This is a genomic window from Streptomyces sp. 1114.5, assembly GCF_003635085.1.
Lineage (GTDB): Bacteria > Actinomycetota > Actinomycetes > Streptomycetales > Streptomycetaceae > Kitasatospora.
The window spans coordinates 4,652,580-4,676,329 of sequence record NZ_RBXE01000001.1 but is presented as its reverse complement, the minus strand read 5'-3'; the positions used below and the strand labels follow the sequence as shown (position 1 = coordinate 4,676,329).

General features: G+C 73.2%; 21 protein-coding genes. 13 read left to right on the top strand and 8 right to left on the bottom strand.

Going from position 1 to position 23,750, the window contains the following annotated elements; genetic code table 11:
* Positions 1-200 precede the first annotated feature (200 nt).
* The 3 genes from BX285_RS20780 to BX285_RS20770 all read right to left on the bottom strand — a co-directional run bounded on the left by BX285_RS20780 (position 201) and on the right by BX285_RS20770 (position 3,065).
* Positions 201-962 (bottom strand): SDR family NAD(P)-dependent oxidoreductase, encoded by a 762-nt coding sequence (locus tag BX285_RS20780; RefSeq protein ID WP_121176315.1) that lies wholly within the window; start codon positions 960-962, stop codon positions 201-203.
* Positions 959-2,398, bottom strand: a complete 1,440-nt coding sequence (locus tag BX285_RS20775; RefSeq protein ID WP_121176312.1) for an MFS transporter — start codon at positions 2,396-2,398, stop codon at positions 959-961. The genes BX285_RS20780 and BX285_RS20775 overlap by 4 nt, the downstream gene beginning before the upstream one ends.
* 79 nt (positions 2,399-2,477) lie before the next feature.
* Positions 2,478-3,065 carry a TetR/AcrR family transcriptional regulator gene (locus BX285_RS20770; RefSeq protein ID WP_097239353.1) on the bottom strand — a complete coding sequence of 196 codons (588 nt, stop codon included), beginning with the start codon at positions 3,063-3,065 and terminating at the stop codon, positions 2,478-2,480.
* A gap of 178 nt (positions 3,066-3,243) precedes the next feature.
* Between BX285_RS20770 and BX285_RS20765 the strand changes: the two genes are divergently transcribed.
* Positions 3,244-3,726, top strand: coding sequence for a DoxX family protein (locus tag BX285_RS20765; RefSeq protein ID WP_121176309.1), 483 nt, complete (start codon positions 3,244-3,246; stop codon positions 3,724-3,726).
* A gap of 50 nt (positions 3,727-3,776) precedes the next feature.
* On the opposite strand, the gene BX285_RS20760 is transcribed toward BX285_RS20765, so the two are convergent.
* Both BX285_RS20760 and BX285_RS20755 read right to left on the bottom strand, forming a co-directional pair.
* Entirely contained in the window at positions 3,777-4,073 is a 297-nt protein-coding gene (locus tag BX285_RS20760) for an MTH1187 family thiamine-binding protein (protein ID WP_121176307.1), read from the bottom strand.
* A 96-nt stretch (positions 4,074-4,169) separates the two neighbouring features.
* Complete coding sequence (locus BX285_RS20755; RefSeq protein ID WP_121176303.1) at positions 4,170-5,741, bottom strand: SulP family inorganic anion transporter; 1,572 nt, start codon at positions 5,739-5,741, stop codon at positions 4,170-4,172.
* Between the two features lie 649 nt (positions 5,742-6,390).
* On the opposite strand from BX285_RS20755, the gene gcl reads away from it, so the two are divergent.
* The 3 genes from gcl to BX285_RS20740 all read left to right on the top strand — a co-directional run bounded on the left by gcl (position 6,391) and on the right by BX285_RS20740 (position 10,160).
* The gene (gcl, locus tag BX285_RS20750) at positions 6,391-8,172 is read left to right on the top strand and encodes a glyoxylate carboligase (RefSeq protein WP_121176300.1); all 1,782 of its coding nucleotides are present in this window, start codon (positions 6,391-6,393) and stop codon (positions 8,170-8,172) included.
* Between the two features lie 144 nt (positions 8,173-8,316).
* Complete coding sequence (locus BX285_RS20745; RefSeq protein WP_097239348.1) at positions 8,317-8,805, top strand: glutathione peroxidase; 489 nt, start codon at positions 8,317-8,319, stop codon at positions 8,803-8,805.
* Between the two features lie 146 nt (positions 8,806-8,951).
* Positions 8,952-10,160, top strand: coding sequence for a hypothetical protein (locus tag BX285_RS20740; RefSeq protein WP_121176298.1), 1,209 nt, complete (start codon positions 8,952-8,954; stop codon positions 10,158-10,160).
* Between the two features lie 65 nt (positions 10,161-10,225).
* On the opposite strand, the gene BX285_RS20735 is transcribed toward BX285_RS20740, so the two are convergent.
* Positions 10,226-11,161 (bottom strand): LysR family transcriptional regulator, encoded by a 936-nt coding sequence (locus tag BX285_RS20735; RefSeq protein WP_121176295.1) that lies wholly within the window; start codon positions 11,159-11,161, stop codon positions 10,226-10,228.
* Positions 11,162-11,257: 96 nt separating this feature from the next.
* Here BX285_RS20735 and BX285_RS20730 point away from each other — a divergent pair, with 96 nt between their 5' ends.
* The 6 genes from BX285_RS20730 (at position 11,258) to BX285_RS20705 (ending at position 16,474) form a co-directional block, all read left to right on the top strand.
* Positions 11,258-11,962, top strand: coding sequence for a succinate dehydrogenase cytochrome b subunit (locus BX285_RS20730; protein WP_121176293.1), 705 nt, complete (start codon positions 11,258-11,260; stop codon positions 11,960-11,962).
* Positions 11,959-13,902: a fumarate reductase/succinate dehydrogenase flavoprotein subunit gene (locus BX285_RS20725; protein WP_121176290.1), complete on the top strand. Its 1,944-nt coding sequence runs from the start codon at positions 11,959-11,961 to the stop codon at positions 13,900-13,902. Before BX285_RS20730 ends, BX285_RS20725 begins: the two co-directional genes overlap by 4 nt.
* Positions 13,899-14,636 (top strand): succinate dehydrogenase/fumarate reductase iron-sulfur subunit, encoded by a 738-nt coding sequence (locus BX285_RS20720; protein WP_097239343.1) that lies wholly within the window; start codon positions 13,899-13,901, stop codon positions 14,634-14,636. The genes BX285_RS20725 and BX285_RS20720 overlap by 4 nt, the downstream gene beginning before the upstream one ends.
* Before the next feature lie 329 nt (positions 14,637-14,965).
* Complete coding sequence (locus tag BX285_RS20715; protein WP_147465203.1) at positions 14,966-15,271, top strand: hypothetical protein; 306 nt, start codon at positions 14,966-14,968, stop codon at positions 15,269-15,271.
* A gap of 139 nt (positions 15,272-15,410) precedes the next feature.
* Complete coding sequence (locus BX285_RS20710) at positions 15,411-16,112, top strand: DUF6232 family protein (protein WP_097239341.1); 702 nt, start codon at positions 15,411-15,413, stop codon at positions 16,110-16,112.
* The gene (locus BX285_RS20705) at positions 16,109-16,474 is read left to right on the top strand and encodes a hypothetical protein (RefSeq protein ID WP_097239340.1); all 366 of its coding nucleotides are present in this window, start codon (positions 16,109-16,111) and stop codon (positions 16,472-16,474) included. Before BX285_RS20710 ends, BX285_RS20705 begins: the two co-directional genes overlap by 4 nt.
* 168 nt (positions 16,475-16,642) lie before the next feature.
* On the opposite strand, the gene BX285_RS20700 is transcribed toward BX285_RS20705, so the two are convergent.
* Both BX285_RS20700 and BX285_RS20695 read right to left on the bottom strand, forming a co-directional pair.
* A complete protein-coding gene (locus tag BX285_RS20700) occupies positions 16,643-17,566 on the bottom strand; it encodes a DUF2797 domain-containing protein (RefSeq protein ID WP_147465202.1) in 924 nt (307 codons plus the stop codon).
* Positions 17,567-17,634: 68 nt separating this feature from the next.
* Positions 17,635-17,835 (bottom strand): hypothetical protein, encoded by a 201-nt coding sequence (locus tag BX285_RS20695; RefSeq protein ID WP_097239338.1) that lies wholly within the window; start codon positions 17,833-17,835, stop codon positions 17,635-17,637.
* Positions 17,836-17,987: 152 nt separating this feature from the next.
* Between BX285_RS20695 and BX285_RS20690 the strand changes: the two genes are divergently transcribed.
* From BX285_RS20690 to BX285_RS20680, 3 genes are all read left to right on the top strand, one after another.
* Entirely contained in the window at positions 17,988-20,129 is a 2,142-nt protein-coding gene (locus BX285_RS20690) for a restriction endonuclease (RefSeq protein ID WP_147465201.1), read from the top strand.
* A 166-nt stretch (positions 20,130-20,295) separates the two neighbouring features.
* Entirely contained in the window at positions 20,296-21,066 is a 771-nt protein-coding gene (locus BX285_RS20685) for an ABC transporter ATP-binding protein (RefSeq protein ID WP_097239336.1), read from the top strand.
* An 81-nt stretch (positions 21,067-21,147) separates the two neighbouring features.
* A complete protein-coding gene (locus tag BX285_RS20680; RefSeq protein ID WP_121176282.1) occupies positions 21,148-23,709 on the top strand; it encodes an ABC transporter permease in 2,562 nt (853 codons plus the stop codon).
* Positions 23,710-23,750 lie beyond the last annotated feature (41 nt).

Sequence of the window (23,750 nt, the reverse complement as noted above, 5' to 3'; positions counted from 1 at the left end):
CCGGGCCCGGGCGGTCGCCGCGCCGTCGGCAGGGGGCCGTACGGTGCGCGGGTGGACGAAACGGAATTCGGCATCCGGGCCGCAAATGGCCGAAACCCTGCGCATGCCCGGACGGCGGAACGGGGCGTGCGCAAGGTTTCGGCGGGTCGTCAGGTGACGGCCGGCGGTCAGCTACCTGGTGGTCAGGCGGTGCCCGGTGGTCAGGCGGTGACGCCGCCGTCCAGGACCAGGTCGGCGCCGACGGTGAAGGCCGCCTCGGAGGAGGCGAGGTAGAGGACGGCGGCGGCGATCTCCTCGACCGCGCCCGCCCGGCCGACCGGGAGGTCCGCCCTCATCCGCTCGGCCTTGTCGGCGGCGTTCTCGCCGGGGCGGGTGGACATGGGGGTGTCCACCGGGCCTGGGCTCACCGTGTTGATCCGCACGCCCTCGCGGATGTGGTCGAGGGCGGCGGCCCTGGAGAGCGCGGTGACGGCGGCCTTGCTGGCGGCGTAGGCGCCGACGCCCGCGAGCCGCTTGTGGGCGCCGAGGTTGGAGGAGACGTTGACGATCGCGCCGCCGCCGTTCGCCCGCAGGTGGCCGATCTGGTGCTTCATCGCGAGCAGGGTGCCGGTGACGTTGATGTCGAACACCCGCTGGAAGTCGGCCTCGTCGATCTCGGCGACCGGGCCGGCGGCGCCGAACACGCCGGCGTTGTTGACGGCGACGTCCAGGCCGCCGAAGGCCTCGACGGTCTCGCGGACCAGCCGGGCGGCATCCTGGCCGTTCGTCACGTCGCCGGTCAGTGCGACCGCCTTGCCGCCGGCCTGCTCGATCAGCTCGACGGTCTCGGCGAGCGGGGCGGCACTGCGGCCGGCGACCGCGACCCGGGCACCCTCCTGGGCGAAGGCGAGCGCGATGGCCCGGCCTATGCCGCTGCCGCCGCCGGTGACCAGGACGGACTTGTCGGCGAAACGCGTGGTCATGGGCTGAACTCCTTGATTCGAGTGGTGCGTTCTGGTGCAGAGGTGGTGCGTTCCGGGGCTGTGGTGGTGCCCGGTGGTGCGGTGGTGGTCGTTCGGGGCAGTGCGGCGACCGCGACGGCGGTGAGCGCGAGCCCGGCGGCGGCAGCGGCGAAGGCCGCCGCGTAGCCGCCGACGATGGTGGGGCGGGTGGCGGCGAGCGCCATCAGGGCGGCCAGTCCGGCGGTGGGGCCGAGCTCCATGGCCGTGTTGAACACCCCGGCGGCCAGGCCGGTCCGTTCGGGGGCGACCCCGCCGGTGGCGAGGACGGCCGCTCCGGCGAAGGCCGCGGCGGCTCCGGCGGGCAGCAGGAGCAGCCCGGGCAGCAGCCCGAGGGCGTACCCGCTGTCGGGGGTGAGGCCGGCCAGCAGGCCGGTTCCGGCGCCCGCCACGGCGAGCCCGCCGGCGGTGACCGGCCCGGGCCCGTACCGGACGGTCAGCGGGCCGGACAGGCGCCCGGACAGCAGCAGGACGGCCGCGTACGGCAGGAAGGCGGCGGAGGTGGCGGCGGCGCTCCAGCCGCGCACCTGCTGGAGGTAGAGCGAGAGCAGGACGAAGGTCAGCGCGGTGCCGGCGGCGGTGGCCATGACGGCGACGAGCGCGGTGGCACGGTGCCGGTCGGCGAGGAAGCCGGGTGGCAGCAGCGGGTCGGTGGCGCGGCGTTCGGCGGCGGCGAAGGCGAGCAGCAGGGCCAGTCCGGCGAGCAGCGGTCCGTACGTCCCGGGGTCGGCCCAGCCGCGGTCGGTGGACCCGACCAGGCCGTAACTCGCCGCGCAGACACCGGCGGTGGCGAGGGCCGCGCCGAGCAGGTCCGGGGCCGGGCGGCGGCCGGAGGGCTCGGCGGCGGGCAGGGCGCCGGAGCGGGCGAGGCCGGCGAGGGCGACCAGGACGGGCACCGCGAACAGCCAGCGCCAGGACACCGCGGCGGCGACCGCGCCCGACAGCACGCTGCCGACGGTGGCGCCGAGTACCGAGAGTCCGCCCCAGGTGGCCATCGCCCTGCGGTAGGCGGCGGGTCGGGGGTACAGCACCCGGACCACGGCGACCGCGGCCGGGGCGGTGAGGGCGGCGCCGGCGCCCTGGACGAGGCGGCCGGCGAGCAGGACGGGGTAGCCGGGTGCGAGGGCGCAGACGATCGAGGCGGCGGCGAGCAGGGTGAGGCCCGCCCGCAGGGTCCGACGTCCCCCGTGCCGGTCGGTCAGCCGGCCACCGAGGAGTAACAGGGCGCTGAAGGTGAGTCCGTAGGAGGCGCTCAGCAGCAGCACGCCGGACGGGCCGAGCCCGAACTCCCGGGCCACCAGCGGCAACGGCACGGTGAGGATCGTGATGGTGAGGATCAGCACCGCCTGGATGACGCCCAGCAGTGCGAAGCCGGACCGGCCCGCCGTGGTGACGCTCATGAGAAGCCCCCCTCTCCTTATAATGACCGTTCGGTCCAGAATCGCGACAGCGATGCAGACCCGTCGACCGGATCGGCCGTCAGTCCCGCTCCAGCAGCGTCAGCGCCTGTTCGGCGGCGTCCCCCACCCGGGCCGCGCCGTCGGCGGTCTTGCCCATCACCCGCATGCCCTGCAGCAGCACCAGCAGCAACCGGGCGAGCGCCCGGGGCTCCCGACCGACGGGCAGTTCGCCCTGCGCCTCGGCGCGCACCAGGGCGGCAGTCAGCACCGTCTCCAGGTGGCCGAGGCTGGCGGCCACCCGGCGGGCTGCCGAAGGGTCGTGCGGAGCGAGCTCGACGGCGGTGTTGGTGACGAAGCAGCCGCGCTCCCTCCCCTCCCCCGCCGACTGCGCCGCGTACCGCCGCACCAGCGCCCGTACGGCCGGCAGCACCGGGCCGGGCTGGGACAGCTCCGCCAGCAGCCCCGGGTCGACCTGCTCGGCGTAGCGCTCCAGGGCGCGCAGGTAGAGCTCGTGCTTGCTGCCGAAGGTGGCGTAGATGCTGGCCCGGCCGATGCCCAGCCCCTCGACCAGGTCAGCCATCGAGGTGGCCTCGTAGCCCCGGCGCCAGAACAGCTCCAGGGCCGCCTGCAACGCCGCGTCCGGGTCGAATTCCTTCGTTCGCGCCATGACGCAGACGCTAGCGCTTTCGAGATCGATCGGTCAAGAAAAGCCTTGGGTTCGGCCGCGGCATCGACGAACTTGACGGCTTATGACGACTTCTGACAGTCCATTGACAATTAAACAAAACGAAGCCTAGCCTTACCGCCTCGTCCCCCCTCCCTGCTCGCCCAGGAGGCGCTTCCCCATGTCCTCGAACGTCCTCACCACCCCCCGCCAGGCCGTCGAGGCCGCCAGGCCACTGGTCCTGACGGCCTTTCGGATCGTCATCGGCCTGCTCTTCGCCTGCCACGGCGCCGCCTCGCTCTTCGGCGTCCTCGGCGGGGCCAAGGGCGGCGGCACCGTCCCGGTCGGCCAGTGGCCCGGCTGGTGGGCGGCACTGATCCAGCTGGTCGGCGGTGTCCTGGTGCTGCTCGGCGCCGGCACCAGGACGGCCGCCCTGCTCTGCTCCGGCTCGATGGCCTACGCCTACTTCACCGTCCACCAGGAGCACGCACTGCTCCCGCTGCAGAACGGCGGCGAGGCCTCGGTGCTGTTCTGCTGGGCCTTCCTCGCCATCGCGGTGCTCGGCTCCGGCCCGTACGCCCTGGACCGGCTGCTCAGCCGCGAGTCGGCGGCCGCGACGGCCGAACCGGCAGAAGCGGCCGCGCAGCCGACCTCGGCGGGCTGAGCTCAGCCCTGGCCGGGCCCAACCCTCGATCGGCTCGGCCCTCGCCGGGCTCAGCCCTCGGCCAGGTGCCGCTCGACCGAGGCGACCTTGGCGGTGAGGCCGTCGGTGACCCCGGCCCGGTCGTCGATCTTGATGACCGTGCTGACCCGGTTGCTGTGCGCCTTCACCGCCTCGATCGCCGCCCGGATCACCGGCATCACCTCGTCCCACTCCCCCTCGATGCTGGTGAACATCGCATCGGTACGGTTCGGCAGTCCGCTCGCCCGGACCACCCGGACGGCGGCGGCCACCGCCTCGCCCACGTCCTCGCCGATCCCCAGCGGGGTCACCGAAAAGGCTGCGATCACGGCTCTGCGCTCCTTGTTGTCGACGGCACTGGTCGCCGGTCCGGGCACTCTCTCCCGAACCGGCGACCAGGCTAGACGGACCGGCCCTGCGGGCCGTCAGACCACCGAGGGCAGCGGCGGGTCGACGGCCAGCGGTGCGGTGGAGCGGGCCCGGTGCTGGTCGGCCCAGGTGGCGAGGGCGAGCGTGCAGGCGTGGTCCAGGTGGCGCAGCCCGGACCAGTCCAGTTCGACCGGCCGGTCGTCCGGCAGCCGCTCCAGGGTGTCCAGCAGCCGGGGCAGCCGCAGGAAGGTGGCGTTGCCGCTCAGCCGGACCCGGTGCAGCGCCTCGCCGGTCGGCAGCGTCAGCTCCTCCACCGCGATCTGCAGGTGTGAGGTCTGCCAGGCGGACTTGGCCACCGCCAGGCCGACACCGATCAGCACCCCCTCGAACAGGTCGGTGGCGATGATCGCCACCGCCGTCACCACCAGCACCAGCGCCTCGCCCCGGTGCTCCCGGCAGAGCGCGGCCATCCGGCGCAGCGGCACGAGCTTGGCGCCGGCGTGGACCAGGACGGCGGCCAGTGCGGTCAGCGGGACGAAACCGAGCGAGCCGGGCAGCAGCGCGGTGAACAGCAGCAGCCAGACGCCGTGCAGGAGGCGGGAGGCCTTGGTCCGGGCGCCGGCCTGGACGTTGGTGGCGCTGCGGACGATCACCGCGGTCATCGGCAGCGCGCCGAGCAGTCCGCAGACCGCGTTGCCGACGCCCTGGGCGGTGAGTTCGCGGTCGTAGTCGGTGCGCGGGCCGTGGTGCATCCGGTCGACGGCGGCGGCGCTGAACAGCGTCTCGGCGGAGGCGATCAGGGTGAAGGCGACGACCGTGCCGAGCCCGGCGGCGCCGGCCAGGGCGGTCAGGGCGTCGCGGTCGGGCGGCTGCACGATGTCGAGCAGCCCGGCCACCCGGACCCGGGCCACCGGCAGGTCCGCGACGGCGGTGACGGCGGCGGCCAGCCCGACGGCGGCCAGCGGCGCGGGGACGGCGCGGGCGGCGCGCTCGGGCAGGTACTTCCAGCCGACCAGCACCAGCAGGGTGCCGAGGCCGAGGGCGACCGCGCTCGGGGTGGCCGCGGCGCTGAGGACGTCCGTCAGCAGGGCGGGCAGTCCGGTGATCTTCTCCGGCCCGGTCGCGGGGGCGCGGCGGTCGGCGAGGGCGTAGAGCTGGCCGAACACCAGGGTCAGTCCGATGCCGGCCAGCATGCCGTGCACCACCGAGGCGGACATCGCCCGGAACCAGCGGCCGAGCCGCAGCGCGCCCATCGCCAGCTGGAGCAGGCCGGTGGCGAGCACCAGCAGGCCGAGCGCGCCGACGCCGAAGCGCTGGACGGCGTCGGCGACCAGGACGGTCAGCCCGGCGGCGGGCCCGCTGACCTGCAGGCTGCTGCCGGGCAGAGCGCCGACCACCAGGCCGCCGACGATGCCGGTGACCAGGCCGAGTTCGGCCGGGACACCTGAGGCGACGGCCACCCCGACGCAGAGCGGGAGGGCGACCAGGAAGACCACGAGCGAGGCGGGCAGGTCGTGGCGCCAGGGGACGGCGCGCAGCGCGGCGAGAGCGGGCCGGGGCCGGCCCGGCGGGCCGTTCTTGCGGGGGCGGCCCGGCGGGCTCTCGCTCCGGTGGGAGGGCCGGCTCACCCGGTCACCGCCGGGGGTCGGGCAGGGGTACAGCAGCGCATGGGGACGTTCCTTCCGCGCGCCCGACGCCGCGGGCACGCCGTTGCAGGGCGGAGGCTGCAGGGCGGGAGGGAGACGGAGGGGTGGCGGGGGCGGGAGCAGGGGACCGCGGTGCCGCGGGACGGCGGCGGGTGTCGGGTCGGTGCGGTCAGGGGTGGGTCCCCGCTCGGGTGCGGCGGACCGGGCCCGCTGGTCCTGGACGGGCCGCCGGCGACGTTCCCCCCGTTGCCCGGCGCTCCCAAACCCCCCTGCCGCGGCCTCAGTTGGACGTCACAGGCCCGGCGTGCCACCGACGGTACCCAGGGCGGCGAGGCGGGCCAACCTCGGGCACCGTCCCTTCACGGGCACTGCACACCGGGCACGCTTCCCGCTGCGGAGCGTCCGCTTCCCCCCGTACACCTGCACGAACATCGCCTGTTCGTACGGGTTCCTCCTGGTCGAGCCGCCAATTCCACCCCGGCGCGGACTGACACATTCTGTTGAAGTCCCCCTTGACGCCCCGACGGAGCCCGCCCTACCTTGTTTCCACATACAGAAACCGTTCTTCCGTATGGTGGAATTCAGGAGATGAGCCCTCCGAGCCACTGCGGGCCGACGCAGGAGAGACCCGATGCCTCGTATGACAGCCGCCCGCGCGGCCGTGGAGATCCTCAAGCTCGAAGGCGTTGAGGTCGCGTTCGGCGTGCCGGGCGCAGCCATCAACCCGTTCTACGCCGCCCTCAAGGCCTCCGGCGGCATCAGGCACACGCTCGCCCGGCACGTCGAGGGCGCCTCGCACATGGCCGAGGGCTACACCCGGGCCGCGGCCGGCAACATCGGGGTCTGCATCGGCACCTCGGGCCCGGCCGGCACCGACATGATCACCGGCCTGTACTCGGCGATCGCCGACTCCATCCCGATCCTGTGCATCACCGGCCAGGCGCCCGTCGCCCGGCTGCACAAGGAGGACTTCCAGGCCGTCGACATCGCCTCGATCGCCAAGCCCGTCACCAAGGCCGCCACCACCGTGCTGGAGGCCGCGCAGGTCCCCGGCGTGTTCCAGCAGGCCTTCCACCTGATGCGCTCCGGCCGGCCGGGCCCGGTCCTGATCGACCTGCCGATCGACGTCCAGCTCACCGAGATCGACTTCGACCCCGAGGCCTACCAGCCGCTCCCGGTCTACAAGCCGGCCGCCAACCGGATCCAGATCGAGAAGGCCATCGCGCTGCTCCAGGAGTCGGAGCGCCCGCTGATCGTGGCCGGCGGCGGCGTCATCAACGCCGACGCCTCCGCGCTGCTGCTGGAGTTCGCCGAGCTCACCGGCGTCCCGGTGGTCCCGACCCTGATGGGCTGGGGCATCGTCCCGGACGACCACGCGCTGAACGCCGGCATGGTCGGCCTGCAGACCTCGCACCGCTACGGCAACGAGAACTTCCTCGCCTCCGACTTCGTCCTCGGCATCGGCAACCGCTGGGCCAACCGCCACACCGGCGGCCTGGACGTCTACACCGCGGGCCGCACGTTCGTCCACGTCGACATCGAGCCCACCCAGATCGGCAAGATCTTCGCCCCGGCGCTCGGCATCGCCTCCGACGCCAAGGCCGCGCTGGAGCTGTTCGTCCAGGTCGCCAAGGAGCTCAAGGCCGCCGGGCAGCTCAAGGACCGCAGCGCGTGGGCCGCCTCCACCCAGGAGCGCAAGGCCACCCTGCAGCGCCGCACCCACTTCGACAACGTGCCGCTCAAGCCGCAGCGCGTCTACGAGGAGATGAACCGGGCGTTCGGGCCGGAGACCCGCTACGTCACCACCATCGGCCTCTCCCAGATCGCCGGCGCCCAGATGCTGCACGTCTACAAGCCGCGGCACTGGATCAACTGCGGCCAGGCCGGCCCGCTCGGCTGGACCATCCCGGCCGCGCTGGGCGTCGCCACCGCCGACCCCGAGGGCCAGGTCGTCGCGCTCTCCGGCGACTACGACTTCCAGTTCATGATCGAGGAGCTGGCGGTCGGCGCCCAGCACCGCATCCCGTACGTCCACGTGCTGGTGAACAACTCCTACCTGGGCCTGATCCGCCAGGCGCAGCGCAACTTCGACATCGACTTCCAGGTCAAGCTGGAGTTCGAGAACATCAACTCGCCGGAGCTGGGCGTCTACGGCGTGGACCACGTCAAGGTCGCCGAGGGCCTGGGCTGCAAGGCGATCCGGGTCACCGAGCCGGAGGGCCTGCTGCCGGCCTTCGAGGAGGCCAAGAAGCTGGCCGCCGAGTTCCGGGTGCCGGTCGTGGTCGAGGCGATCCTGGAGCGGGTCACCAACATCTCGATGAGCGGCAACGACATCGACAAGGTCAACGAGTTCGAGGAGCTCGCGACCCTCCCCGAGCACGCGCCGACGGCCATCAAGCCGCTCGCGCTCTGACCAGGTCAGAGGGGGCGTACGAGCCGCTCCGTACGCCCCCTCTGACCGGGAACACCGGCGGCACCGGCACGGTTGAGCCGTCCGGGGCCGCTACCGTGTGCCCGGGCGAAGACCCGCTGCCGACCTGCCGAAAGGACCACCACCGTGAGCCTGTACGACATCCCCCTGCGCACCCTCGCCGGCGAGCCGACCTCGTTGGCCGAGTACAAGGGCAAGGCCCTGCTGATCGTCAACGTCGCCTCCAAGTGCGGTCTGACCCCGCAGTACGCCGGGCTGGAGCGGCTGCAGGAGCGCTACGCCGGGCGGGGCTTCACCGTGCTGGGCTTCCCCTGCAACCAGTTCGCCGGGCAGGAGCCGGGCAGCGCCGAGGAGATCCAGACGTTCTGCTCCACCACCTACGGCGTGACCTTCCCGCTGTTCGAGAAGATCGACGTCAACGGTGACGACCGGCACCCGCTCTACCAGCAGCTGACGCAGGTCGCCGACGCCGAGGGCGAGGCCGGGGACGTCTCCTGGAACTTCGAGAAGTTCCTGATCTCCCCGGACGGCACCGTCGCCGCCCGCATCCGCCCCCGGGTCGACCCGGAGTCGGACGAGCTGGTCGCCGCCCTGGAGGCCGTCCTCCCGGCCTGACGCCACAGCCTCCCCAAGGCCCGGAGCGCACCCCGCGCTCCGGGCCTTCGCACGCGCTCCCGTCCCCCTCGGGATGTTGCGGACACGCACGACGCGCACCTAGCGTGGGCCTCCGTTGATCCACTTCCTGCGGAAAGGCCCACCTGATGATCCGTCACGTCAGAACGGCGGCACGCACGCTGCTCGCGGCCGGCTTACTCGTCACCGGCGCGCTCGTCGGCGCACCACCGACGAGCGCCGCCGCCGCGGCACCGACGACCCTGCCCGCGTCCGACTACACCCTCACCGCGGACTACCACCAGTTCGACGCGCTCGACTCGGCCCTGGTCTCCACGCTGGGCACCTCGGCCGTGCACACGGTGATGGAGCACGCGAACCACGACCGGCAGGCACTCCCCTCGTCCTTCTCCGTCGCCGGCCTGTCCACCGGCTTCCGGTTCGACGACGGCGACAACTCCGACTGCCAGAGCGTCCCCCAGGGCATCACCACCAGCCGGGACGCCGTGGGCACCGCCGACAGCGGTAACTACGACGGCCACCAGCTCGTGCTGGTGAGCTGGTACACCAAGGACGGCTGCGACGGCGCCCAGCAGCGCAGCCGGATCACCCTGGTCGACTGGGACGCCACCTATCCCAACGCCTACCGCAAGGTCCTCCTCGTCGAGCCGACCGGCACCACGGCCGCCCCGGACTTCAAGGACATCCCGATCCACGCCGGCGGCGTCTCCTGGTACGGCGACTACCTCTACGTCGCCGACACCGGGCGCGGCATGCGCGTCTTCGACCTGCGGAAGATCCTCAACACCTCCACCGGCGGCACCTCCGACCAGATCGGCCGCCAGTCCGACGGCGCCTACTACGCCCACAACTACGCCTACGTGCTGCCCCAGGTCGGCACGGTCACGGCACGGACGACCAGCACCGACAAGCTGGTCTGGTCCTCGGTCTCGCTCGACCGGGTCAGCAAGTCGATCGTGATGGCCGAGTACACCTGCCAGTCCGGCTGCACCGACTACCCGAACCGCCCGCCGAGGGCGGTCCGCTTCCCGTTCGCCTCCGGCGCGACGACCTTCGCCGCGACGACGACCGCCGGCCAGGCCCTCCAACTGCCCTGGTACAACCTCAACGGCGTGGCCTCCCACAACGGCCGCTGGTGGTTCAACTCCTCGGGGCAGAAGAAGCTCTACTACTGGACCCCGACCGCCGGGCCCGCCACCTTCGCCTGGGTGAGCGGCGGCGAGAGCATCTCCTACTGGGAGGACGCCACCGGCCCCGACCTGCTGTGGTCGCTGCAGGAGACCACGGGCGGACGCAACGTCTTCGCCGTCACCCAGTCCACCTACGGCGGCGGCTGAGCACCGGAGCCATCCCGTGCTGCGCGGGCCCCGACCGGAAGCCGGTCGGGGCCCGCGCCCTTCGCTCACGGCAGCAACAGCCGCGTCCCCGGCGGGAGTTCGCCGTCCCGGGCGGCGTCGTGCAGGTGGGCCAGCAGGGTGGCGCGCAGGGCTTCGGCGGCCCGGGTGAGCGGCACCTCGTGGCCGTGCGCGACGGCGATCGTCCGGCCCAGGCCCGGCCCGGCGAAGGGGGTGACCGCGAGGCCCGAGCGGGCGGCCACCATGCCGGGCACCACCGCGGGCCCGATCCCGGCCCGGACGAAGCCCAGCACCGCGTCCATCTCGCCGCCCTCCACCGCGAACTCCGGCTCGAACCCGGCCGCCCGGCAGGCCGCCAGCGTCGCCTCGCGGACGTCGTAGCCCTCCCGGAACATCACCAGCGGCCGCCCCCGCAGCTCCGCCACCCGCGCCCTGCGCCGGGCCCGCCGCTCGGTGGAGACCAATGGGGAGACCAACACCAGCTCCTCGTGCAGGAGCTCGGTGACGGCGAGGGCGGGCGCCTGCTCCCCGCTCGGCGGGGTGATGATCAGCGCGAGGTCCAGCTCCCCGGCCGCCAGCGAGCGGACCAGGTCGCGCGAGCCGCCCTCGCGGACCACCAGTGCCACGCCCGGGTAGCGGTCCCGGAAGACCCGCAGCACGTCCGGCACCAGGCTGGTGCACAGGCTCGGCGGCGCGCCCAGCCGCACCCGGCCGCGGCGCAGCTGCACCGTCTCCTGGACGGCCAGCCGGGCGCTCTCGGTGTCCGCGAGGATGCGCCGGGCCAGCGGCAACAAGGCGTCCCCGGCGTCGGTGAGGGCGATGTTGCCCCGGGTGCGGTGGAACAATTCGGCGCCCAACTCCCGTTCCAGCGAACGGATCTGCTGCGAGAGGGACGGCTGTGCCACATGCGCTGCCTCGGCCGCCCGGGTGAAGTGGCGGGTCTCGGCGACGGCCAGGAAGTAGCGGAGTTGCTGGAGCTGCACAGGGCCAGGTTAATCCGCTTCGATAGCCGGTGCCTATCGCCGCGAGCCGCAGCATGTCTTGGACGCACCCCGGCGGCCGTCCCTACCGTTGCCGACATGACAACCGCGACGCGGACGGGCCGGCATCCGTCCACCCTGGCGACCCTGTGGCGGTCGACCGTCGGCAAGAAGGCGGTCATGGCCGTCACCGGACTGGTCATGCTGCTGTACCTGGTCGCGCACATGCTGGGCAACCTCAAGGTCTTCTTCGGCCCCGACGACATCAACGGCTACGCGGCCTGGCTGCGCACCATCGGCCAGCCGTTCCTGGGCCACGAGTGGTTCCTGTGGATCGCCCGGCTCGGCCTGCTGGCCGCCGTCGTGCTGCACGGCGTCTCCGCGTACCAGCTGAGCCGCCGCGACCTGGCCGCCCGGCCGAGCAGGTACGTGCACCGGCGCCGGCGCGCCGACTACGCGACCCGGACCATGCGCTGGGGCGGGGTGATCCTGGGGCTGTTCATCGTCTGGCACATCCTGGACCTCACCACGCTCACCGTGAACCCGGTCGCCGAGCACGGGCACGTCTACCAGAACGTGGTGGGCACCTTCGGCCGCTGGTACAGCGACGTGTTCTACATCCTCGCGGTGGTGGCCCTCGGCTTCCACATCCGGCACGGCTTCTGGAGCGCCGCCCAGACCCTCGGCGCCAACAACGCCCGCCGCGACAGGGCGCTGAAGCTGGCCGCCAACGGCCTGGCGCTGCTGCTGACCGTGGGCTTCCTGTCCGTCCCCGTGGCCGTGATGACCGGAGTGGTGAAGTGAGCTACCTGGACTACTCGGTCGGCGAGCCCGTCGCCGACACCAAGGCCCCCGGCGGGCCGATCGAACAGCGCTGGGACCAGCGCCGGTTCGACGCCAAGCTGGTCAACCCGGCCAACCGGCGCAAGCACACCGTGATCGTGGTCGGCACCGGCCTGGCCGGCGGCGCGGCCGGTGCGACCCTCGCCGAACAGGGCTACCACGTCGTCCAGTTCTGCTTCCAGGACTCCCCGCGGCGCGCCCACTCCATCGCCGCCCAGGGCGGCATCAACGCGGCCAAGAACTACCGCAACGACGGCGACTCCGTCCGCCGGCTGTTCTACGACACCGTCAAGGGCGGCGACTTCCGCGCCCGCGAGTCCAACGTGCACCGGCTCGCCCAGGTGTCGGTGGAGATCATCGACCAGTGCGTGGCCCAGGGCGTCCCCTTCGCCCGCGAGTACGGCGGCCTGCTGGACACCCGCTCCTTCGGCGGCGTACAGGTCTCCCGCACCTTCTACGCCCGCGGCCAGACCGGGCAGCAGCTGCTGCTCGGCGCCTACCAGGCGCTGTCCCGGCAGATCGCCGCCGGGAACGTGGAGATCCACCCGCGCACCGAGATGCTGGACCTGCTGGTCGTCGACGGCCGGGCCCGCGGCATCGTCGCCCGCGACCTCGTCACCGGCGAGATCCGCTCGTACACCGCGGACGCCGTCGTCCTGGCCACCGGCGGCTACGGCAACGTCTTCTACCTCTCCACCAACGCCAAGAACTCCAACGCCACCGCGATCTGGCGGGCGCACCGGCGCGGCGCGTACTTCGCCAACCCGTGCTTCACCCAGATCCACCCGACCTGCATCCCGCGCTCGGGCGACCACCAGTCCAAGCTCACCCTGATGAGCGAGTCGCTGCGCAACGACGGCCGGATCTGGGTGCCCAAGGCCCAGGGCGACACCCGGCCGCCGGCCGAGATCCCCGAGCAGGAGCGGGACTACTACCTGGAGCGGATCTACCCCTCCTTCGGCAACCTGGTGCCGCGCGACATCGCCTCCCGGGCCGCCAAGAACGTCTGCGACGAGGGCCGCGGCGTCGGCCCCGGCGGCCAGGGCGTCTACCTGGACTTCGCCGACGCGATCCGCCGGCTGGGCCGGGACGCCGTCGAGGCCAAGTACGGCAACCTCTTCGAGATGTACGAGCGGATCACCGCCGAGGACCCGTACCGGGTGCCGATGCGGATCTACCCGGCGATCCACTACACGATGGGCGGGCTCTGGGTCGACTACGACCTGCAGACCACCGTCCCGGGCCTGTTCGCGGTCGGCGAGGCCAACTTCTCCGACCACGGCGCCAACCGGCTCGGCGCCAGCGCCCTGATGCAGGGCCTGGCCGACGGCTACTTCGTGCTGCCGCCCACGCTCAACGACTACCTGGCCCGCAACCCGCTGCCCGCCGTGCCCGCCGACCACCCGGTGCTCACCGAGGTGGCGGCCGAGGCCGAGGACCGGCTCAACCTGATCCTCGCGGTGAACGGCGACCGCACCCCGGACTCCTTCCACCGCGAACTGGGCGAACTGCTCTGGGCCGAGTGCGGCATGGCCCGCGACGCGGCCGGGCTGACCCGGGCGCTGGAGCGGATCCCGCAGCTGCGCGAGGAGTTCTGGCGCCGGATCAAGGTGCCCGGCAGCGGGCAGGAGCTCAACCAGTCGCTGGAGAAGGCCAACCGGCTCGTCGACTACTTCGAACTGGCCGAGCTGATGTGCCTGGACGCGCTGCACCGCGCCGAGTCCTGCGGCGGCCACTTCCGCACCGAGAGCCAGACCCCCGACGGCGAGGCCGCCCGGCGCGACGAGGACTACTCCTACGCCGCCGCCTGGGAGTTCACCGGCACCGGCGAGGCACCCGTCCTGCACCGCGAGGCCCTCGACTTCGCGTACGTCCACCCCACCCAGCGGAGCTACGCATGAACCTCACCCTGCGCATCTGGCGCCAGGCGGGCCCGGACGCCCCCGGGTCGATGACCACCTACCAGGTCGGCGGGATCAGCCCGGACATGTCCTTCCTGGAGATGCTCGACACCCTCAACGAGGAGCTGATCACCCGGGGCGACCAGCCCGTCGCCTTCGACCACGACTGCCGCGAGGGCATCTGCGGCGCCTGCGGCATGGTCATCAACGGCCAGGCGCACGGCCCGGAACGGACCACCACCTGCCAGCTGCACATGCGGCACTTCCGGGACGGCGACACCATCGACGTCGAGCCCTGGCGGGCGGCGGCCTTCCCGGTGGTCAAGGACCTGGTGGTGGACCGCACCGCCTTCGACCGGATCATCGGCTCCGGCGGCTACATCACCGCTCCGACCGGCAGCGCCCCCGAGGCGCATGCCACCCCCGTGCCCAAGGAGGCCGCCGACACCGCCTTCGAGCACGCCGAGTGCATCGGCTGCGGCGCCTGCGTGGCGGCCTGCCCCAACGGTTCGGCGATGCTCTTCACCTCCGCCAAGGTGGTCCACCTCAACGTGCTCCCGCAGGGCGCGCCCGAACGGGCCTCCCGGGTACGGGACATGGTCGCGGCCATGGACGCCGAGGGCTTCGGCGGCTGCACCAACACCGGCGAGTGCGCCACGGCCTGCCCCAAGGGCATCCCGCTGCCCAGCATCGCGGCGATGAACCGGGAGTTCCTGCGGGCCGCCCGTGGTTGACGCCTCCCGCGGGTGACATCTCGACGCTCGTTCGCTTCCGTCGATGGACGACCTGAGGGCGTGCGCGCGGGCATCTCGCGCTCCCCGTAAGGGTGGTGGATCGCCGCGTGCAGTGCTTCCTGACGGGAAATCGCGCTACGGTGGTCCTCCGCCACGGAAGGACGGCATATGCCCGAGGTTCAGTCCTGCGCCGGCTGCGGCGGGTCCGGGGGGACCCAGAAGACCGAGGCCACGGTCGAGCTGGACGAGGAAGGAAGCATGGTGCCCAGGATCCACGAGTTCTGGTCGCCCTGCGGTCGGTGCCACGGATCCGGGACGGTGATCGTCGGATGAGGTTGGTCTTCGAGTGCGTCGAGTGCGGTGGGCACTACCTGCCGCCCGAGAGCATGGTGTACCCGGACGGGCCGGCCTCGCCGCTCTGGTGCACCGCCTGCCAGCGCGCCCAGCAGGCGGCCGGGGTCGCGGAGGACCCGCTGCACGCCCGGGTCGCGCTGGCCGCCGCCCGGGCCGCGCTCGCCCGCCGGGCCGCCGAAGCGGTCGAGCCTGTTGCGCGCCCCGACGTCCGCCCGTCCCGCCCCCCGCTCTCCCGCCGGGCCCGGTCCGGCCCGGGCGGGGTGCGCAGCAGGCTGGGCTGACTCGCTGTCATTCCGCAGAGTGGTTTGGTTTCCGGAACTGACGCCACGTCATACATGATGTGGCGCAAACGACTTGTGCCGGATCCGGTGCGCTGGTTCATTGGTCGTCGCGCGTTTCCGCAGCCTCGGGGAGAGCACCATGCAGCCGACCGATCCCACCCACCGCACCGACTCCGGCCGGACCGGCCACATCCCGTACGTTCCGCCACCACCCGGCGGGCCGCCGACACCGCCGCCGTTCGGTCCGCTGCCACCCGCCGTCCCGCCACCGCCCGCCCCCGGCGCCTCCGCCGACGGCTCGGCCAGCATCCGGGTCGCGGTCACCAACCGCATCCTCTGGGTCGGACAGGCGGCGTACCCGCTGGCCAACGTCGCCCGGGTCGGCACCACCCTGATCGTGCCCGGCCGACGCCGCGCGCTGCTACGACTGCTCGGCTTCACCCTGGCCGTCATCGTGCTCGCGTACGTGAGCTCGCTGGCCACCCGCAGCTCGTCGAGCCTGTACGACGGCGGTTCGTCCTCGGACTCCGGGGCCGGTCCGGTCCTCGGCGCGGTGATCACCGTGGCGGTCTACTTCCTGATCTTCACGTGGCCGGTGCTGCGACGACCCGACCTGCACGTGCTGACCGTGGACACTGCGGGCCCGCCGACCGCGGTGCTGGCCTGGCGCATCCCGCAGCCCGCGTTCGAGCTCCAGGCCACCATCACCCGCGCGATCGAGAACCCGCAGGCCGAGTTCCAGCAGATCGTCCAGAGCATCAGCGTCGACCTACGGCAGTACCAGTTCGGCGACAGTGTCAACATCTACGGCGGCCAGGGGAACACGGGGGTCAGCAAGTGAACGACGAGCGTCCGAACATCCAGTACGGCGACCGGGTCACCATCCACGGCGGCAGCGGGAACATCGGCGTCCAGCACAACACCGGCCCGGGCGCCGGCCAGGCCCTGCCGCCGGAGGTCGTCGCGCTCTTCGCCCGGCTCGCCGCGGTGGTCACCGAGCTGGCCCGGGACGGCCGGCTCCAGGAGGCGGACCGGCAGAGTCTGGCCGATTCCCTGCCGGTGCTGACCAGCCCCGCCACCGAGGAGCCGAGGAGGCGGCGCAACACCCTGCTCCTGCTGGCCGGTGTGGCCCAGAGCCTCGGCGAGGCCGCCGCGCCCGCACTGGGGCTGGCGAACCAGCTCCTCGCCCTGCTCAGCGGCTGACCGACCGGCCGCCGCCCGGAGCCAGACGCGGGCGGCGGGCAGCGGACGGCGGGGCCCATGCCGACCGGACCGCCGAAGTCGTGCAGCACCAGGGGCGACCTGGGCCTCCAGCTTGTCCACGTGGCCCTGCAGGCTGGTCGGCGGCGGTCCGCCCGAGCCGGAGCAGGGTCAGAACAGCGCCTCCTGGGTGTCCGGCTCCGGCGGACGGACCCGCTCCTGCAGGGCCAGACCCTCGGACGGGCGGCCGGAGACGGGCGTGAGCGTCCAGCCGGTGAGCCGCCGGGTGTCCAGCAGCAGCGGGCCGGAGCCGTCCGCCTGGTCCAGGAAGAGGTGCTTGCCGATCGGCGCCCGCAGCCGGCCCGCCACCACCGCGCCGTCGGCCAGCCCGGCGATCTCCCGGTAGGCCTCCGGGGCGCCGCCGGCCAGGCCGTAGCGCTCCACGTGGTCGACCACCGGTCGGTCCGCCAGCCGTTCCACGGCGTGGCCCTCCAGCAGCCAGTGCGCCTGGGCACGGGCCGCGGTCAGCACCGTACGGCGGTGCGCCGCATCGCCGTGCGACCACCAGTGCTCGGTCTTCAGCCGGGACTTGAACCGCTCGCGGGCCAGGCCCGAGGCTGCGACGGTGAGTTCGGCGCGGCGCACGGCGGGCAGGCCGCCCCGGGCGGTGAACGCGTAGGCCAGCGCGCCCTGTTCGAGCAGCCGGCTGTCGCCGCGCTGCTCCGCCGTCAGGCCGACCTTCAGCAGGCCCTCGCCGAACCAGGCGAGGTACAGCAGGTAGGTGCGGCCGTCGTCGAGGATCTGGTCCCGCGCTAGGGCGAGGCCGCGGTCCACGCTCTGGCAGGCCGGGCACTGCGTCGGGCCGCCGTCCGGATCGATCACCGCGTGGTGCGGGCAGGGGGTGCGCTCCGTCGCCCCGGCCAGCCAGGCACCCGTGCACCGGCGTGGGCCGTGCAGCAGCCAGCCGACCTCGACGCCCGGCTCCACCGCACGCTCGTGCACCCGGGCACCGGACACGGCCCCGAGCAGGGCACGGCCCTCGTGCCAGCTCAGCCCGGTGGACATCCACCCCGCACGCTGCGCCCCGATCGTCACGCCTCTCCCTCGCGTCGAGCCCGTCGAAGGGATCGAGGCTACCCCGGGGCACTGACAGCGCGGGGCGCCTAGACCGGGTTGCCGACCCAGGGCAAGTCCCGCTCGCCCGTCGTGAAGGCCCCGTAGGTGTTGCCCGTGTCCGAGCCGTAGGCGGTCGGTGCGCTGTTTCCGCTGGGCCAGTCCGCGTGGGCCGTACCGGCTGTCGGGACGGCGATCGCGGCGGCTGCGGCGGCGGCCACGGCGAGGCGGCGAAGGGCGGTGTGCTTCATGAACTCTCCCCCGGAAGCAGGTGTGTTGGCGATCCTCACCTACCCCGGTGCGGGTGTCCACTCCCTTCGTGGGAAGCGCAGGTCGCGGCGGGTTCACCGGGCGTTCTATTGTGGCCGTCGCGCGACAGCGCGGTGACGTGAAGGGGTGGACGGTGGCGGGGCGGCGGAACAGCGGGGTGCTGGCGATCTGGGCGGAGGCGCAGCGGCAGCAGCAGCGCCGGGAGGAGGCCCGCTGGCGCGCCGAGGCGGCGGAGCTGAGGCGGCACGAGCGCGCGCAGCGGGAGGCGCAGCGGGCGGCCGCCCGCAACGAGCGGGAGGCGAAGGCGGCCTACCAGCAGTCGCGGGAGGCGGAGGCGGCCCAGCGGACGGCCGAACTGGACGCCAGGGTCGAGGAGTTGCGCGGTCTGCTGGCCGCCGGTCTGGCGGCGCCCGCCTTCGGGCCGCAGGTGCTGCTGGCCCCGCGCCCGGTGGCGCCCTTCGATCCGGGCCCGCTGGGTGTGGCCGTCGCGATGCCGGACCAGCGCGATCCGAAGTACTACGTCACCCCGCCGGACGCCGCCCAGGCCCGTAACGCGGGTGTGCGGCGCCAGTACGAGCAGTACCTCGCCCAGGCCCGGGCCGAGTTCGAGCGGGACTGGTACGCCGCGCAGGCGCGCGAGGCGGACCGCCAGCAGCGGCTGGCCGCCTACCACCAGGAGTACCTGGCGTGGGCGGACCGCGTCCGCCGCGAGGAGGCGGAGCGCGGGGCCGGGACGGAGGAGTTGCTGCGGCGCCTGCGGGCGGGTGAACCGGAGGCCGTCCAGGAGTACTTCACGGCGGGCCTGTACGCCTCGGCGGCCTGGCCGGAGGGTTTCCCGCACGCCCTGGAGGCGGCCTGGGACGCGGCGAACCGGGAGCTGGTGGTGAACTGGGAGCTGCCGGGCCCGGACGTGGTGCCGGCGGCGGCCCGGGTGCGGTACGTGAAGTCGGACGACCGCGAGGCGGAGGTGGCCCGCCCGGCTGCGGAGCGCAAGGCGCTGTACCGGGAGGTGCTGGCGCAGTCGGCGCTGCGGGTGGCGGCGGAGCTGTTCCGGGCGGACCGGGACGGCCTGCTGGACTCGGTGGTGCTGAACGGTTTCGTGCGGGGCATCGATCCGGCGACGGGCCGGGAGGCGGAGCGCTTCCTGTCCACCCTGACCGCCTCCCGCGCGGACTTCGCCGCCCTGGCGCTGGACCGGGTGGCGCCGGTGGAGTGCCTGCTGGGCCTGGGCGGCAAGCTGTCCTCGCGCCCGGAGCGGCTGGACGAGGTGAAGCCGGGCCGGCTGCCGGAGCAGGTGGGCGGCAGTGTGGCGGGGCAGGGCGGGGAGGGCGATCCGGACCTCTTCGAGATGGACCCGATCGAGTTCGAGGAGCTGATCGCCGAGCTGTTCCGGCTGCGCGGGTTCCGGGTGATGACCACGGCCCGCAGCGGCGACGTCGGCGTGGACGTGGTGGCCGAGGACCTGGACCCGGTGACGGGCGGCAAGATCGTCATCCAGGCGAAGCGGTACCGGAAGACCGTGCCGCCGACGGCCGTGCGCGACCTGGAGTCGACCGTGCGCCACCACGGCGCGATCAAGGGCATCCTCGTCACCACGGCGGGCTTCGGCCGGGGCTCGTACACCTACATCGAGGGCAAGCCGCTGACACTGGTGACCGGCCCGGAGCTGGTGGACCTGCTGGCCGAGCAGGGCCTGCGCGGGCGCCTGGGCGGCGGTGCGCCGGTCTCCGAGAAGCCGCAGCAGGCGCCGGAGGCGGACGCGCAGAGCGCCCTGACCGTCAGCTGGCAGAGCCGTGCCGCCACCGGGGGCGCGGTGGAGCTGGACGTGACGGCCTTCCTGTGCGCGGGCGGCCGGGTGCTGAGCGACGAGCACTTCGTCTTCTTCAACAACCCGCAGGACCCGGACGGCGCCGCGCGCCTCCACCCGACGCGCTCGGTGCCGGGCGAGCCGGTCCGGGAGGCCCGGCTGAGCGTCGACCTTCGCCGGCTGCCGGCGGCCGTCGAGGAGGTGGTGGTCGCGGTCTCCACCGAGGAGGAGGGGCCCGCGCCTCTGCCGCTCGGCCAGGTGTACGGGCTGGCGGTGGACGCGTCGTACGGTCCGGGCGCGGACGGGCCTGCGCGCTGGCCGGGCGCCAACGGGGGCGTGCCGGACTCGGCGATGGTGCTGGGCGCGTTCCGGCGGGCGCAGGGCGGCTGGCGGTTCGAGCCGTCGGGCCGTGCGGTGGCGGACGGCCTGGCGGGGCTGGCGACTGCCTTCGGCGTCTCCGTGGAGTAGGAAGGACCTCGGTCCTCCGGGCACGTCATACCTGAGGAGGAGACGGGCCCCCGCCGCACCATCGGGTCGGCGGGGGCCGTCCGTCTGTTCGGCATACGCATCGTGCTGTCACCTCTTGGAAGGATGAAGCGGTAGGAATATCCGATTCATCCTCCAGGAGACCTCCGTGACGTTCCCCGCAACCGCCGTCCGCACCGGCCGGGCGGCCGCCCGCGCCACCGGCCTGAACAAGGTCTACGGGGAGGGGGAGACCCGCGTCGTCGCCCTCGACAACGTCAGCGTGGCCTTCCCCCAGGGCGAGTTCACCGCCATCATGGGCCCCTCCGGCTCCGGCAAGTCCACCCTCATGCACTGCATGGCCGGCCTCGACACCGTCAGCTCCGGCTCCTCCACCATCGGCGACACCGAACTCGTCGGCCTCAAGGACAAGCAACTCACCCAACTGCGCCGCGACCACATCGGCTTCGTCTTCCAGGCCTTCAACCTGCTCCCCACCCTGACCGCCCTGGAGAACATCACCCTCCCCATGGACATCGCCGGCCGCAAGGTCGACCAGGCCTGGCTCGACCGCGTCGTCGACACCGTCGGCCTCTCCGGCCGCCTCAGCCACCGCCCCTCCCAGCTCTCCGGCGGCCAGCAGCAACGCGTCGCCTGCGCCCGCGCCCTCGCCGGCAAGCCCGACATCGTCTTCGCCGACGAACCCACCGGCAACCTCGACTCCCGCTCCGGCGCCGAGATCCTCTCCTTCCTGCGCAACTCCGTGCGCGAACTCGGCCAGACCGTCGTCATGGTCACCCACGACCCCGTCGCCGCCTCCTACGCCGACCGCGTCGTCTTCCTCGCCGACGGCCGCATCGTCGACGAACTCCACACCCCCACCGCCGACACCGTCCTGGACCGCATGCGCCGCTTCGACGCCAAGGGCCGCACCAGCTGAAGGCCCGGCCGACGCCGCACGCCCGGCCGACCGGCCCCGACGCCACCCGTCCCCCGAGCACCCCAGGACTGACACCCCCTCATGTTCCGCACCGCACTGCGCAACGTGCTCGCCCACAAGGGCCGACTGCTGATGACGACGCTCGCCGTCATGCTCGGCACCGCCTTCGTGGCCGGCACCCTGATCTTCTCCGACACCCTCGGCGACGGTCTGAGGACCCAGAACTCCAAGAGCTACACCGACATCGCCGTCACCGTCAGCGACCGCGAGGCCGGCAGCCGCGGCTATGACCACGGCGGCCGGGCCACCACCGGCCCGGCCCTCACCGAGGAGACCCGCACCAAGGTCGCCGCGCTGCCCGGCGCCGCCGAGGTGCGCGGCGTGGTCAGCGGCTTCGCCGGCATCGCCGACAAGAAGGGCGCGCTGATCGGCAACGGCTTCTCCACCACCGGCGCCAACTACGTCCCGGGCGCCGACGGCACCGACCCGCGCTACCCGCTGGCCTCCGGCCGGGGCCCGAAGAACGCCACCGAGATCGCCCTCGACACCAGGACCGCCGAGAAGGGCGGATACCGGGTCGGCGACACCGTCCGGGTCGCCGTCAACGGCCCGGTGATGGAACTCAAGCTCACCGGCACCCTGCACACCAACGACCCGCGCGTCACGGCTGGCGGCTCCCTGGCCGCCTTCGACACCGCCACCGCCCAGCAGCTCTACCTGAGCCCGGGCCGCTTCGCCGAGCTGGACGTCAAGGCCAGGCCGGGCACCGACGACACCGCGCTGCTCGCCGCCGTCAAGCAGGCCGTCCCGCAGGGCGACACCATCGAGTCCAGGACCGGCCGCGAGCTCGCCGCCGAGCAGGACCGGATGATCAAGCAGAGCACCCGGGCCCTGAGCACCTTCCTGATGGGCTTCGCGGGCATCGCGCTGTTCGTCGGGATCTTCATCATCGCCAACACCTTCACCATGCTGGTCGCCCAGCGCACCAAGGAACTGGCCCTGCTGCGCGCGGTCGGCGCCACCCGCCGCCAGATCACCCGCTCGGTGCTGATCGAGGCGCTGCTGGTCGGCCTGACCGCGTCGGTGGCCGGCCTGCTGGCCGGCGTCGGGATCGCCGTCGGCCTCCGGGCCTTCCTCAACGGCCCGATGGAGGCCAACCTGCCGGACGGCCCGCTGATCATCGCGCCGGGCACGGTGACCGCCGCGATCGCGGTCGGCGTGCTGGTGACGGTGCTGGCCGCCTGGCTGCCCGCCCGCCGGGCCTCCCGGATCGCGCCGGTGGCGGCGATGAGCTCGGTCGAGCAGCCCGCCACCCAGAAGAGCCTGGTGCTGCGCAACACCTTCGGCCTGCTGTTCGCGCTGGCCGGTGCCACCGGGCTGGCCGCCGGCGTGGCCGGCAAGGAGGTCAAGCTGGTCGGCCTCGGCGCGGGCGCGCTGCTGATCGGCGTGTTCGTCCTCACCCCGCTGCTGTCCCGGCCGCTGATCGCGCTGTTCGCCCCGCTGCTGCGCGCGCTGTACGGCACCGCGGGCAAGCTGGCCAAGGAGAACGCGATCCGCAACCCGCGCCGCACCGCCGCCACGGCCTCGGCGCTGACCATCGGCGTCACCCTGATCACCTCGCTGACGGTGATCGGCGCCTCGGTGAACAAGGCCGTGGAAGACGCTGCCGCGAACGACCTCAAGGCCGACTACGCGGTCACGATGGAGAACTACTCGATGCTCGCCCCCGAGGCGGCCGCCCAGATCGCCAAGGCGCCCGGCGTCGCCGCGACGAGCGTGGTGCGCAGCGTCCCGGTGGAGACGGGCGCGGACGGTTCGGACCGCGAGTGGCTGACCGCCGTCGACGCCACCATCGACAAGCTGGTCACCGTCAAGGTCAAGGAGGGCAGCGCGGACGCCCTCAAGCAGGGCAAGCTGATGGTGAACGCGGGCACCTCCGGGCAGAGCCGCTACCGGCTCGGCGAGACCCTCGCCGTCACCTACCCGGACGGCAGCAAGGGCTCACTGACCGTCGGCGCCGTCATCGAGCCCAACTCGGTGCTGGCCGGGGTCGTCGCCCCCGACGCCGTGGTCGGCCCGCACGCGCTGCCCGGCTCCGGGCTGGACAAGGTCCTGGTCAAGGGCGCGAACGGCCCGACCGGGGAACTGAAGCAGGCGCTGCGCGACGCGACCGGCGGCAACCCGCTGATCGCGGTCAAGGGCGAGAAGGACATCAAGGCGGAGAACCGCCGGATGCTCAACGGGCTCCTGAACATGATGTACGGGCTGCTCGGCATGTCCGTGGTCATCGCGGTGCTCGGGGTGGTCAACACCATGGCGATGTCGGTGTTCGAGCGCCGCCGGGAGATCGGCATGCTGCGGGCGATCGGCCTGGACCGGCTCGGCATCCGCCGGATGGTCCGGCTGGAGTCGCTGCTGATCGCGCTGTTCGGCGGACTGGTCGGGGTCGGCCTCGGCATCCTGGTCGCCTGGGCGGGCGTCCGCACGCTGGCCGACGACCTCAAGGGCATCAGCACCGTGGTGCCGCCGCTCCAGGTCGCCTGCTTCCTGCTCGCGGCCGCCGTGATCGGCCTGCTGGCCGCCCTCTGGCCGGCCCACAAGGCGGCCAAGCTGGACATCCTGGGCGCGATCAAGAGCGAGTAGTACGCGGTTCCGCCGAGACGGCGTAACCCCTCGGTTCCACC